Origin of the sequence: Flavobacterium sp. YO64 (genome assembly GCF_004119505.1) — a bacterium.
Classification (GTDB): Bacteria; Bacteroidota; Bacteroidia; order Flavobacteriales; family Flavobacteriaceae; genus Flavobacterium; species Flavobacterium oncorhynchi.
The window spans coordinates 1-13847 of the sequence record NZ_NRQV01000005.1 but is presented as its reverse complement, the minus strand read 5'-3'; the positions used below and the strand labels follow the sequence as shown (position 1 = coordinate 13847).

Sequence of the window (13847 nt, the reverse complement as noted above, 5' to 3'; positions counted from 1 at the left end):
AACATACAAAAATTCATCATCTCAATCTGCCTTGATAGAGATGATGAATTAATTCTATTTGGAGCTTACTCCACTCCTCCACCTAAAGCACGGTAAAGGTTCACCGACGCATTTAATCTTTCTAATTTTATAGTAACCAAATCGAGATCATTTTGCAATGCACTGTTTTGTGCTGCAATAATTTCAAGATAATTTGCCATTCCGCTTTTATATAAAAGGGAAGCATCGGCAGTAGCTTTGTCTAAAGAAGCCGCTTTTTCTTGAGCCAGTTCAATACGCTGGTCAGCATATTTCAATCTTGACATGGCGTCTGAAACTTCACCAACAGCAGTAATAAACGATTGTTTAAACGATACAACTGCTTTTTCCTGTTCTAAAACGGCAACCTCATAAGCTGTTCTTAAAGCTTTTTTCTGAAAAATCGGTTGTGCCAGATTCGCTGCTATATTTTTTGTAACTGATCCGGGAAAATTAAACCAAGTATCAAACTCAAATGAATTGATTCCAATTGACGGACTTAAACTCAACGTTGGATACATGGTGGCTTCAGCTAAACCTGTTTTTGCTGTTGCCGACATAACTGCATATTCACTCGCTTTTACATCGGGTCTTCGGCTTAAAAGTGAAGCTGGAATTCCTGATGGCATCTTGAAAGCAAATTCATCAACATTTAAGTTTCCTGAACGCTCTATTGTGTTTGGATATTCGCCGCACAAAATCTGCAAAGCATTTTCCTGAACAGCTATATTGGCTTTTGCTAAAGGAACGAGCAATTCTGCTGTTTTTTTCTGAGCCTCAGTCTGATTTACTGCCAAAGAACTTATAGAGCCCGAATTGTACTGCAGTTTCATCATTTTAAGTGTATTATCACTTAATTCAATATTCTTTTCAGCAATTTTCAATTGTTCATCCAATCCTAAAAGATTGTAATACGATTGTGCCACCTGAACAATAATTCTTGTTTTTAAAGCAGATAGGTTTTCTTTCTGAGCAAAATAAGCCGCTTTTGCATCTCTTTTCTGCATGGCTGCTTTTCCCCAAATATCAACTTCCCAAGACATTTTTAAAGAAGCGTTATAATCGTCCATATAATCTTTACTTGTAAACTGTGAACTTAAAGATCCGTTTAACGAATTCTTTGAAAGATAGGAACGGCTTGCCCCTGCATCAAAATCAAGTGTTGGAAGTAAGGACAACTTGGCTTGCTTGTAAGCAAGATCAAGCTGTTCCATACTTTTGACTGCAATAAGCACCTCGTTGTTTTTAACGAGGGCTTTTTCAATCAAATTAACCAACAAAGGATCTTTATAATAATTTTTCCACGGCAGTAAAACCGTGTCGGCGGTAACCGCAATTTCTTCACGGTATTTTTCCGGCGCTTGTAAATCTGTACGGGAATATTTTTTTCCTACCACACATGATGTCATGAGCGTTCCGGTAAGTAAAACCATTCCAATTTTATATAGTGTTTTCATTATTATTCTTTTATAGTTTGAACTTGCACCGTAACCTTCTTACCCGATACTTTTTCCTGTAAATATTGGAATACGATAAAAAGCAGCGGAATTACAAAAATTCCTAAAATAACACCGCTCAACATTCCGATTGAAGCGCTGACACTAATCGATCTGTTTCCAACTGCGGTTCCTCCAGAAGCAAACATCAACGGAATCATACCTACAATAAAGGCCAATGAAGTCATAATAATTGGTCGCAGCCTTGATCTTGCTCCTTCAATTGCCGCTTCAACAATACTTAAGCCTGATAAACGTCTTTGCAATGCAAACTCTACAATCAAAATGGCATTTTTAGCGAGAAGTCCCACAAGCATAATGAGTCCAACCTGAACGTAAATGTTGTTATCTAACCCAACTGCTTTTACTCCGGCAAAAGCACCTAATATTCCTGTTGGAATTGAAAGTAAAACCGCTAACGGTAATAAATAACTTTCGTATTGTGCTGCTAATAAAAAGAATACAAACAACAGACATAATCCGAAAATGGCAACGGTTTGATTTCCTCCTGCTTTTTCTTCCAAACTTAAACCTGTCCATTCGTAACTGTAATCAGAAGGAAGTTTATCCAAAACCTTTTCTAAATTACCCATAATCTGACCGTTACTATAACCTGGTAATGCCATTGCAGTAATATTCACCGAATTGTAAAGGTTGTAACGGTTTACCGATTCTGGTCCGTACACTTTATGGAATTTTACAATTGATTTTACAGGAACCATCTGCATCTCTGCATTTCTAACGAAAATTTCATTAAAGGCATCCTGATCCATTCTGAATATTCCATCGGCTTTTACATTTACTCTGTAAAACTTACCAAATCTTGTAAAATCTGATGATTGATCTCCCGCAAAATACGTTTGGATATTTCCTAACAGCTCTTTCACATTCACTCCCATCTGGCGGGCTTTGTCTTCATCAACTTCTAATTCCAGCTGTGGATAATCGGCTCTAAAAGTTGTATACGCATATTGAACTCCAGGTTGCTGCATAATCTGTCCGATTACTTTATCTGACATTGCTTTTAAAGCTTCCGGACTTCTTGCCATTCTGTCCTGCAATACAATTTCTGCACCACTTGTTACACCAAATCCTTCAACAGGCGGCATTCTGAACACCATAATCGAACCTTCTTTGATTTTGGATAATTTAGCCGTTACACTGTTCAAAATTTCATCGATATCTTTAACTTCACCTCTTTCTTTTTTAGGCTTTAATTTAATAAAACCTAATCCGTATGCGGTACTGGAACTGTTACTCAAAATATTAAATCCAGTAATACTGGTATTTACATCAATCGCTTTTTCTGATTCTAATATTTTCTCCATTCTCTGAACTACTTCAGTGGTACGATCAAGTGCGGTTCCCGGCGGCATAGATAAACTATAAACCATAAATCCGTCATCTTCAAGCGGAACAAAACTTTTTGGTGTAGACATCATCATGTAAACTGCAAGAGCTGTTATTCCAGTAACCAATCCTGCTGCGATCCACTTTCTTCCGATAAGGAAACGAACCCCTTTAATATATCTTCCCGTAAAATTGTTGAAACTTGTATTGAATCCAACGAAAAAACGGTCTTTAAAACTGGTTTTGTGCTCGTGATTTCCATGTTTATCTCCATGATTTTTAAGCAAAAGTGCACATAATGCAGGAGTTAAAGTCAAAGCATTTACTGCTGAAATAATAATCGCAATTGCCAATGTATAGGCAAATTGTTTATAGAATATCCCCGAAGATCCTGTCATAAAACCAATTGGAATAAATACAGCCGACATGACCAAAGTAATCGAAACTACTGCTCCAGTAATTTCTGCCATTGCCCCGTGAGTAGCTTCTTTGGCTGAAATTCCAGCATCCTCTTCCATTTTACTGTGAACAGCTTCAACCACAACAATAGCATCATCCACTACAATTCCGATGGCCAGAACCAACGCAAAGAGTGTTAGAATGTTGATGGTAAATCCGAAAACCAACAAGAAGAAAAAAGTTCCAACAATCGCCACTGGCACTGCAATAGCTGGAATTATCGTCGAGCGAATGTCTTGCAGAAATATGAATACAACAATAAATACCAGAATAAAAGCTTCAAACAAAGTCGATTTTACTTGTCCTGTTGCTTCATCGAGACGTTCTTTGGTACTCATGACGTTTACGTATTTAATACCGGGAGGAAAAGATTTTGAAAGTCTTTCTACTTCTTTATTAATCCCAATTTCAATATCGTTTGCATTCGATCCCGAAGTCTGTAAAATTGCCATCGTAACCGCATTTTTACTGTTCGATTTGTTATCTCCGCTATAAGAAATAGAACCAAATTCTACTCGTGCAACATCTTTTAATCGGAGCACATTGCTTCCGTTATTTTTAACCACAATATTTTCATACTGCTCTGGTTTGTTCTTTTTTCCTTTGTAACGAATTACATATTCTAAAGCTGCTTTAGATTCTTCTCCTAATTTTCCCGGAGCCGATTCTAAACTTTGATCTGCAATAGCCTGCGTCACATCTGACGGAACTAAACCTGCATTTGCCATTTTACGCGGATCCAGCCAGATTCGCATCGAATAATCTTTCTGTCCAAAAATCTGAACCTGTCCCACACCCGGAACACGTTTCATTTGAGGCACTAAGTTAATATTAGCATAATTCTGCAAAAACAACTCGTCATATTTAGCATTATCTTCTGTATATAAGTTGAAGATAACAATCATACTATTTTGCTGTTTCGAGGTCGTAAGTCCCATACGAACTACTTCCTGCGGTAATTTCGGCGTCGCTTGCTGCACTCTGTTCTGCACATTTACCGCGGCCTGATCTGGATCTACGCCTTGTTTAAAAATAACGCTGATCGAAAAAGATCCATCATTACTGGCAGTAGATTTAATGTACTCCATATTTTCAACTCCGTTAATTTGTTCCTCTAATGGGGTTACCACTGAACGAATAACGGTTTCACTATTTCCTCCTGGATACGTACCGCTTACCATTACAGTTGGCGGCGAAATATCAGGAAATCTCGTTACAGATAATCTCGTAAGACCAATGATCCCCAAGATTACCAATACAATAGAGATAACTGTGGCCAATACCGGCCTGTCTATTATTTTCTTTAACATGGAAAATGTTATTATAGGTTTAAATCAAATATTATTTACTGCTTATGGCTTTACCAGCGATTTTTGGAACTACTTCCATATTATCGTAAAGCACATCGATAGAATTTAAAGCTACTTTGTCTCCCGATTTTAAACCTGATTTTACGAAGTAATCTACTCCGGCGCTTCCTGCAATTTCAATGGGAACCATGGCTACTTTATTGCCTTCTTTCAAAACAAAAACGAAAAATTTATCCTGAATATCTTTTACACTTGCCATTGGAACTGTAATTACAGATGATAAACTTTTGTTCAATACCACTCTTGCTGAACCTCCTGAACGCAATTCTTTTTTCGGGTTTGGAAAAATAGCTTTTAAAGCAATTGTACCTGTTGCACGATCAATATTTCCGCTGGCAACTTCTAATTTCCCTTTTTGATCGTATAGACTGTCATCAGCCATAATTAAACTTACTGTTTGATCGCTTTTTGAATCTTTTGAGAAAGCCAGATAATCGGCTTCTGTCAGCGAAAAATAAACAAACACATTGTTAATTTCTGATAGCGTAGTTAAAGGAACGGCATCGTTTGGTGTAACTAAATTTCCTATACGATTTGGAATACGACTAATATATCCGCTTACAGGAGCTTTAATTAAAGAAAAATCGGCATTTAACTTTGATGATCCTAAAGCTGCCTTAGCTTGTGCTACTTGTGCTGTCGCCGCTTCGTAACTGGCTTGCGCTGTTTTTAACTGCATATCAGAAAAAACTTTTCCTTCAACAAGCGGTTTGATTTTTTCTACTTCCAGCTTTGCATTGGCTTGGTTTGCCAAAGCGCTTTTATAGGCGGCATAACTGTTGTTTACCTGCTCGGCATATATGTCGCCTTTAATTTTAAAAAGAGATTGTCCTTTGTTTACATAATCTCCTTCTTTAACATAGATAGCTTCAAGATAACCGGATACTTGCGCTTTTATATCAACGTTTACAGTACCTTCGACTGTTCCAGGATATTTTTTTTCGACATCGCCTGTTACGGAACTGGTCTGTAAAAAGTCAACTTCTGGTTTTGGAGGCGCCATCTGCGCATCTGCACTTTTCCCACACGAAGAGAAAGAAATGATTATCAATAAAACCGCAATCCTGCCAATTGCTTTATTATTCTTAAAAAACTGTTTTGTCATTTTACTTTTCATTTTAAATGAATTACCTGAAATTTGACAGCAAATTAACAACTCAAAAGAGCCTTTTTACGGGATAAACTTACCCAAACGGAATTTTTCGATACTGAAACGAAGACGTAAGTCTACCCAAATAATAGCGCATAAAAAAAACCTTATGCTATAGGATTATACGCTATAGAAAGGCTTTTTTATAATTATTTTGAACGAAGGTTAAATCACAACGATTTTTCTCAGCAACTAGAAATAGACATATAATTTTAAGTTTATTACAAAAAACTTCAAAAGAGTTAGATAGAATTAAAGGATTGAAAAGATTCTATTTTTCACGCAGATTATGCAGATTTCAGCAGATTTAATAATGCACTAGCAATATTATGTCGCAAAGTTTTTTTTACCGCAGATTAAAGGATTTTTAGCACCTATTTTGTTCTCCTGACGGAGGAAAAAATAAAAAAAGAGCTTTTCATCAAAAAAATAAAAAAACTTTGTCACTTTGCACCTTTGCATCTTTAAACCTTTCCTATCGATCCATCCATTGTTTAAAATAGGGTGCTTTTTCGCGGCTTATAATTACTTCGCGCTCTGGATCAGCTTTTAACTGAATTTTAAGTTTGGCATTAAAATAATTAGCAATTGATTTTATGCTTTCGGCACGTATGAAAAACTGCCTGTTGGCACGAAAAAAAACATCTGGATCAAGTTCCTGCTCCAATTCTTCCATTGTTTGTGGAATTGGTATCACCATTTCCGATTTTAAAACCAAATTTGATGTTTTAAATTCGGAATAGATAAAATCAATATCGGTAACATTCACACTTTTGTAGCCGTCACGATGCGTTACTAAAAAGCGAAGACGAAAATTCGGTTTATTTATAAAACCTTTTAAAATTTCGGCAATATCAATATTACTGTCAGATTTAGATAGTTTTTTAAACTTTTGTAAAGCAAATTCCAATTCGCTCTTATCAATAGGCTTCATCAAATAATCGATACTGTTAACCTTAAAGGCTCTTACCGCATATTCATCGTAAGCCGTGGTAAAAATAACAGGACTTGTAATTTTTATTTCTTCAAAAATAGAAAAACTGATTCCATCTGCCAGTCGAATATCCATGGTTATTAAATCCGGTTTTTCGTTTGCGCGAAGCCACTTTACAGCCCCTTCAACGGTATCAATAATAGCAAGGATCTCGCAATTGGGTTCTAATTCTTCTAAGAGTCTTTTAAGTCGACTGGCATTAATACTCTCATCTTCAATAATCAAAATTCTCATACTCTCTATATTAATGGTAAACGCACTGTAAAACTTTCTAATGACTGTGAAAAAACAGGTTTTTTGTTGAATAGAATCTTATAACGAAATTCTATATTTTTGCGCCCTACACCTGTAGAAACTAGGGATTTTCCAGAAGTAAGCTGTAAATTATTTTTTACTATTAAACTTTTTTCTTCTGAATGAATGGATATAATTAACGGACTCGATAATGTTGCCATATTATGTTTTACGGCATTTTCGACCAACAACTGTAAAGTTAATGGCGGTAAATGAAGATCAAGACAATCGCTGTCCACTTCTAAATGTAAGTCAATTTTTTCACCTAATCGTTTTTTTAGCAGATAGAAATAGGCATTTAAAAACTCCATTTCTTCTCTTACCGTTATAGTGTCTTTATCTAAGTTCGAAATCATATAGCGATACACTCGCGTAATATTTTCCAAGAAAGATCCTGCAGCTTGTTGATCTTCATGAATCAGTTCTGTCAATGTACTGAAATTATTAAATATGAAATGAGGATCTAACTGCAATTTTAGTGATTCTAACTGTGATCGTGTTACGGCTTCCTGAAGTTCTGAAGCTTTAATTTTGAGCTCGGCTGCTTCATTTGAGGTCACACGCCAGCGGTTCAATAAAAAAATTCCGGTATGCACTGAACTAATAAAAAGAGATAATATCACAGCCATAATATTAGACTGCCAAATAATAAGCAGTTCATTTTCTTCTAAACAAGCTTCGGGATAGAGATAGTTCCATAAATAGGAAAAAACATAGTTTAAAAGAATATTTCCTGCTATGAGGCATATAAATTGCGCAACTGCTCTAAAAATAGGATTATGTTCCCAACGTATTAAACGATTTAAACTTCGTCCAACAAAAAGACTTAATTCTGTAAGTACACCACAGTATATCAGAATAATAAAAATATCGAATGTCGAGTCAAGCGATATTAAAGATTCTTCCTGATACGGATTCAACAGATAATAGGAAGACAGATACACTAAAAAAACTACTGGAATAACTATAATTCTATAGTATTTGTAGAAAAAATTCTTCCCTGTAATTTTATTTTGAATACTTGCCCCCATTTATATATAACAACTGGTTTATGAATAAATTTATACTTTTAATTTTAAACAAAGATAAAAATTGAAAAAATCCTATTTTCATTAATCTATAAGATTACGATAATTGCGGCTCTAAAACTTTCCTTTTTTGAATTGCTTTATTAGACTTTTGCGGTTTTCTTTCTCTCATAATGCCCCATTTTAAACAGGTCGCACCCCAAGAAAACCCAGCTCCAAATGTAGTTATAAGCAGATTTTGTCCTTCTTTAAAATCAGCAGCATAATCCCATAAACATAACGGAATTGTCGCCGAGGTTGTATTGCCATATCTTTCGATATTAACTTTTACTTTTTTATTATCGATAGCAAGATTTTCGCTCACGGCATTAATAATTCTCAGATTAGCCTGATGTGGTATAACCCAGTCAATTTCATCTGCATCTAGACCATTACTAATCAAAACATCTCTTGAAACGCTTGACATTGCTTCAACAGCCCTTTTAAATACAAATGATCCTTCTTGTGTAATAAAATGTTTTTTGTGCAGAATACTCTGCATACTAGCAGGAAATTTAGACCCTCCAGCTGGTACAATTAAAGATTCAGTACCGCTTCCATCAGTTTTTAAAATACTCTTCATTAATCCGTATTCTGTTTCGGTCTTTTCTAAAAGTACCGCTCCTGCCCCGTCTCCAAAAAGAATACAAGTATTTCGATCTTCATAATCAACAATCGAACTCATTTTGTCTGCACCAGCTACAATAATCTTCTTATAACGTCCGCTTTCAATCATTGTTGCACCCATTTCAAGGGCATACAAAAAACCACTGCAAGCTGCATTCATATCAAAACCAAAAGCATTTTTAAGGCCGCTCAGTTCACATATTTTACTGGCTGTTGGCGCCAAAATATGATCTGGTGTGGCTGTTGCGAGTATCAAAACTTCAATTTCAGAAGCATCGACATCATAATTGCTTATTAAATTTTCGATCGCACCACAGGCAAGGTCAGATGTACTTTTACCTACTGCAATTCGTCTTTCTTTTATTCCTGTTCTTTTCTCAATCCATTGCTCTGTAGTTTCAACAGTTTCTGAAATTGTTTTATTGTTTAGGATTGAAGTGGGTACAAAACCGCCGATAGCTGTAATTACTGCCTTCATTTTTTTGTTTTTTATTTTTTTAATTCTTTGGAATAGATAATAATGGAATATCTAAACCTGCGGCCATAATTCTGGTTTTACTTCTATGAATCAGTGAATCCCAGAAACCATATTTTTGAGGTACCATTACTAAAATATCGGCTTCAAAATTTTTGATTTCTTTCTTAATTTCATCGATCACCGCATTTGATCTTACGTTTTTATAAATATATTTTACATCTTCAAAATTATTTCCAATTGAAGAATTTAGTAAAACTTTGCCTTGCTCTTCTCTTATTTCGTCCAATTTTTCGTCAACGCTGAAAAATTCAATCTCAGAACCTAAATTGCCAATCACCTCTCTAATCCATGTAAATCTTCTAATTGATGATAAACTTAGTGTATCACAGGCATACAGAATTTTTTTTGCGTTTTGAAAACGGGCATTTTGTGGAACAGCCAAAATGGGAATATTTAAACTTTTAATAACCGAAGTGGTTGTATTTCCCAGCAAATCCTGCTCCAGCGAACGTTCTGCCATTCCCATCACAACAAGATCAGCATTGGTTTGATCAATGATAGCAGGAAGTTCATCTTCTAAAAAAGAATAACTGCAAATGCTTTCTACCGAAATTTTAAACAAATCTGCGATCTCCTCACCTAAAGTTTGAACTCGTAAAGCTGCTTTATCCATTTGTTTCTGCATCGATTCGGCAGTAATCAAAGAATTGGCACTGTGAACACTTAACGAAAATGAGTTGAACAAAATAAGTTTAGCACCTGTTGCTTTTGCAAGTCCTGCAGCATAAGTTACAGCATTGTCTGCGATAGTAGAAAAATTTGTAGCGGCGATTATAGTAAGTGGAGTTATCATAGATATATAGATTAAGCAATTATTGCCGTAAAATTGCTGAATTAAACTTTTCCTTTTTTTTTAAATTACTGAAGAATCATATTTTTAGACTCAACCGTAATTTTTACATTCTGAAAATTTTCACTGAAGCTTTTTTTATTTAATATTACTTTGGAGTAGACACCTTTTTTGCCACAAAATGTTAAGGTTGTTTATTTTTACTTAAAAAAATATTCAATAATAATTACATCACAGCATTAATCTGGTTTACTTTCTTGATTTTCTCAACTCCTCTTTCTCTTATTAACTCCACGGCATCGAGCATTTTTATTAAATGAATATAAGGCGTCGTCAGGTCAAAATCAGGATCTTCGGCATAAGGAAACAACGAAAGCTCGAGGATTTGACATAGAAATAGCGAAAATTCCTCAAGAGTTAATTCATCAAATGCTTTTTGAAATACAATAAAAGGATTTTCGTATTCCTCCTTTGTAAGCGACAAAAGATGAAAAACCTTTTCAGAGCGTAAAGATTCTTTAATCTTCCATTTTTTGTTTTTCTCTTGCAGGCAGTAACAAATTTTCAGAAAAGAGTTAAATGCAGTATATAAAACAAAAACACTAGCGGGATTGTCCTGTAAATAGACTTTTCTTTTATAGCTGTAAATTACCATTTCGCTTAAATGCTGTTTATAATAATCAAGATCTGCATAGTCAAAAAAGGCATTAATTGCTCTAAACGGATTTTTTGTCGTATATCCTGCCCAATATCTGGTTTCGAAAGATATTTTATTCTTTTTCATAATCAGTACATTTAAAATTATCAAGCGAAATTCTATTCTTTCAAAAGGATAATCTATTCGACAAACAACTATAATATTCTTACAAAATAATTCTTCTTTAAAATATTTTTTTATCTTTGAAACTCATCATTTTTAGACCAAATGGCTTTATCTTTGAGCTTTTAGAAAACCAATATTCATTATGGAACAGAAAATACATCAGGGAAGAAACGTAAAACGTTTTAGAGAAATGCTTAACATAAAGCAGGAAGCATTAGCTTATGATCTGGGCGAAGACTGGAACCAAAAGAAAATTTCTATGCTGGAGCAAAAAGATGTAATTGAAGACAGTTTGCTGAAACAAATCTCGGCAGTATTAAAAATTCCTGTTGAAGCTTTTCAGAATTTTGATGAAGAGCAGGCGATAAATATTATTTCTAATACTTTTTCAGATTTTAAAGATGGAGCTTCGGCAATTAATATTCAACCAACTTTTAATCCTGTAAAAGAGGTTTTAAAACTACACGAAGAAAAAATTGCTTTGTATGAAAGGATGTTGAAAGAGAAAGATGAAATGATGGTTAGGCTTGAGAAATTAATTAAGGACAAATAATTATTTATAAAAAATACAACAAAAAAAAGAGACTTTCGAGTCTCTTTTTTTTAAGTTTTAAATGGTCGAAGATATTACTCGGCACCTGGTTTCTTTAAACCGATGTCTTTCATTGGATATTTTTGATAGGTTGCTAAATGTGCAGAAATAAGCCCCATAACCCCTGGAATTCCCCATTCAAAATAACGGTGCCCTTGACTCAATTGTTCTTTTGGGTCAGCGTAAATATTATATACCCACGGACTCATTCCGATACTTTGGATAGTGGACTGATCTAGGTTTCTTCTAGTGGCCGAAGTATTAAAAACATTCATATGTAATTTATATTCCTGCCAGCGGACAGCCATAAATTTAGTTTCTGAATACATGAAAACTGCATTTCGATTCGATACTCCTTTATCAGATAAAAAAAACGATAACTGATCTACTCCATCAATATAATTGGTCGAAGGTATTTTGTCCAGAACTCCTGCAGCTGAAAGAGAAGTATTAAACATATCGCAAATGTCAAATAAACCATCGCTGATACGACCCGGAGCAATCATTCCTTTCCAGTATGCAATTCCCGGAACCCTAACTCCTCCTTCCCACGTCGTTCCCTTTCCTCCTCTAAATGGTGTATAACCTCCGTCTGGCCAAACATCTTCATTTGGTCCATTGTCAGAAGTAAGAAATACTAATGTATTTTCATCTATTTTTAAATCTTGTAAAAGTTTCATCAATCTACCTACAATATCATCAACTTCAACAATAGCATCTTTATACGGAATTGCAGCAGGGCTTTTTCCTTTATATCCTTCAGACACATAGTTGTCATTATGCACTTTAGAAAAAGAATGAATTAAATAAAATGGTTTATTTTCTTTAATAGAACGTCGAATAAAATCTTCACTATAATTAGCAAAAACCTGATCGACTTTAGAAAGTTCTTCGATATTAGATATTGGCTGTACTATCTTATTTTCTCCTCCCTTTAGACCTGTTAGTATGTTTTGGTCTACCATTTTTTTAACCGCAGCAAGCCTTTCTGGTTTATTTATTAAATCTGGATAAATCCATTCATTTACAAACTGTGCATATTCGGATTGAACAGAACCAAATCCAAGCCATTCGTCATAACCAACTTCATTTGGAAGACTTCCTTTGCTTTCGCCCAAATGCCATTTTCCTGAAATAGCGGTTTTGTATCCGTTTTGAGAAAGTATTTTAGCCGTTGTATTTTCAGAAGCCCATGGATTTACTTTTGGGTTTTCTCCTGTCAAAGTTGGTCTTGTGAGTCCTGATCTTGCTGGAATTCTGCCCGTCATAATTGCTGCCCGGCTTGGTGTACAAGTTGGCTGTGCATAGGTCGAAGTAAGCTGCAATCCTTCATGTGCCAATTTATCCATATTTGGAGTTGGTGCGCCAATAGCGACTCCTCCTCCGTAAACACCAATATCTCCATATCCCATATCATCTATTAAAATGATCAAAACATTAGGTTTTTTCTTCAGTTTGTTCATTTTATCCTGCATTTCCTTATCCTGATTTGGGTGAGGAATTGCTGGTTCGAGATAATCTTTTACTTTTACAGTGGGATTAAAATAATTTTGTTGTGCAGAGATTTCGGTGGCAAAAACAAGTGCCATTAATAAAACTATAGACTTTCTCATGATATAATGCTTAAAGTGTTTGTTATTAAATAACTAATTTACAAACAAGTAGTAAGCAAAATTCCGAGAAGATGTTGCAAGTTATAATTTGAAACAATTTTATCAAACTATGAAAGAACAATTTAATAAAAAACTTTCAGAATAAATTGTCCCGTAAAATCCCTGCTCCGCAAATGTATCTGACTTTAAAACTAAATTTATTAGATGTAATTTCTAGAAAAAAAATCAAAATGATACAATTGTATCATTTTGAAAATAGGCTAATTAAATACAATCTATACTATTTGCCAGATTAGCAAAACGGTAATAAAGGAAACTATAGCAAACACAATTAAGTTAATGGCTCTATCTTTTCTCAGCATAGATTTATTTGATAAATATCGTTTTGTAATCTCCTTATTTCTAGTTTTTTTTGCTTTCATGTTTCTTTAAAATTGATACTGTTTTGGGGTTATAATTCTATTATTACAGCTGTAATGAATTACATCGTTTTCAAAATTGATGTAATCTTATATTATTATGCAAAACAGTTGAATTATTTTTGATAAATGAAGTCAAATTGCATGCCAGTAAATCTTAAAAAACATCAAATAATTAATTATCAATTCAATACCAAATAAAAATTATGATGTCATTTATAAATTCTTATCAAAATGATATGATAAG

At 34.5% G+C, this 13847-nt stretch carries 10 protein-coding genes; 1 reads left to right on the top strand and 9 read right to left on the bottom strand.

Annotation, left to right across the window (positions count from 1 at the left end; translation table 11 throughout):
• Nucleotides 1-65: 65 nt before the first annotated feature.
• From BOW57_RS04795 to BOW57_RS04760, 8 genes are all read right to left on the bottom strand, one after another.
• Complete coding sequence (locus tag BOW57_RS04795; protein WP_129053227.1) at nucleotides 66-1475, bottom strand: efflux transporter outer membrane subunit; 1410 nt, start codon at nucleotides 1473-1475, stop codon at nucleotides 66-68.
• Between the two features lie 2 nt (nucleotides 1476-1477).
• Nucleotides 1478-4633 (bottom strand): efflux RND transporter permease subunit, encoded by a 3156-nt coding sequence (locus BOW57_RS04790; RefSeq protein WP_129053226.1) that lies wholly within the window; start codon nucleotides 4631-4633, stop codon nucleotides 1478-1480.
• Between the two features lie 31 nt (nucleotides 4634-4664).
• Nucleotides 4665-5798: an efflux RND transporter periplasmic adaptor subunit gene (locus BOW57_RS04785; protein ID WP_129053225.1), complete on the bottom strand. Its 1134-nt coding sequence runs from the start codon at nucleotides 5796-5798 to the stop codon at nucleotides 4665-4667.
• Between the two features lie 520 nt (nucleotides 5799-6318).
• Nucleotides 6319-7071 carry a LytTR family DNA-binding domain-containing protein gene (locus BOW57_RS04780; RefSeq protein WP_129053224.1) on the bottom strand — a complete coding sequence of 251 codons (753 nt, stop codon included), beginning with the start codon at nucleotides 7069-7071 and terminating at the stop codon, nucleotides 6319-6321.
• Nucleotides 7072-7076: 5 nt separating this feature from the next.
• Nucleotides 7077-8162 (bottom strand): sensor histidine kinase, encoded by a 1086-nt coding sequence (locus tag BOW57_RS04775; protein WP_129053223.1) that lies wholly within the window; start codon nucleotides 8160-8162, stop codon nucleotides 7077-7079.
• Nucleotides 8163-8256: 94 nt separating this feature from the next.
• Nucleotides 8257-9303 (bottom strand): beta-ketoacyl-ACP synthase III, encoded by a 1047-nt coding sequence (locus BOW57_RS04770; RefSeq protein WP_129053222.1) that lies wholly within the window; start codon nucleotides 9301-9303, stop codon nucleotides 8257-8259.
• A 19-nt stretch (nucleotides 9304-9322) separates the two neighbouring features.
• Nucleotides 9323-10156, bottom strand: a complete 834-nt coding sequence (locus tag BOW57_RS04765; protein ID WP_129053221.1) for a universal stress protein — start codon at nucleotides 10154-10156, stop codon at nucleotides 9323-9325.
• A gap of 223 nt (nucleotides 10157-10379) precedes the next feature.
• Nucleotides 10380-10937 carry a hypothetical protein gene (locus BOW57_RS04760; protein ID WP_129053220.1) on the bottom strand — a complete coding sequence of 186 codons (558 nt, stop codon included), beginning with the start codon at nucleotides 10935-10937 and terminating at the stop codon, nucleotides 10380-10382.
• 181 nt (nucleotides 10938-11118) lie between these two features.
• Here BOW57_RS04760 and BOW57_RS04755 point away from each other — a divergent pair, with 181 nt between their 5' ends.
• Nucleotides 11119-11529, top strand: coding sequence for a helix-turn-helix transcriptional regulator (locus BOW57_RS04755; protein ID WP_129053219.1), 411 nt, complete (start codon nucleotides 11119-11121; stop codon nucleotides 11527-11529).
• Nucleotides 11530-11603: 74 nt separating this feature from the next.
• On the opposite strand, the gene BOW57_RS04750 is transcribed toward BOW57_RS04755, so the two are convergent.
• Complete coding sequence (locus BOW57_RS04750; protein ID WP_241687381.1) at nucleotides 11604-13181, bottom strand: arylsulfatase; 1578 nt, start codon at nucleotides 13179-13181, stop codon at nucleotides 11604-11606.
• Nucleotides 13182-13847: the final 666 nt, after the last annotated feature.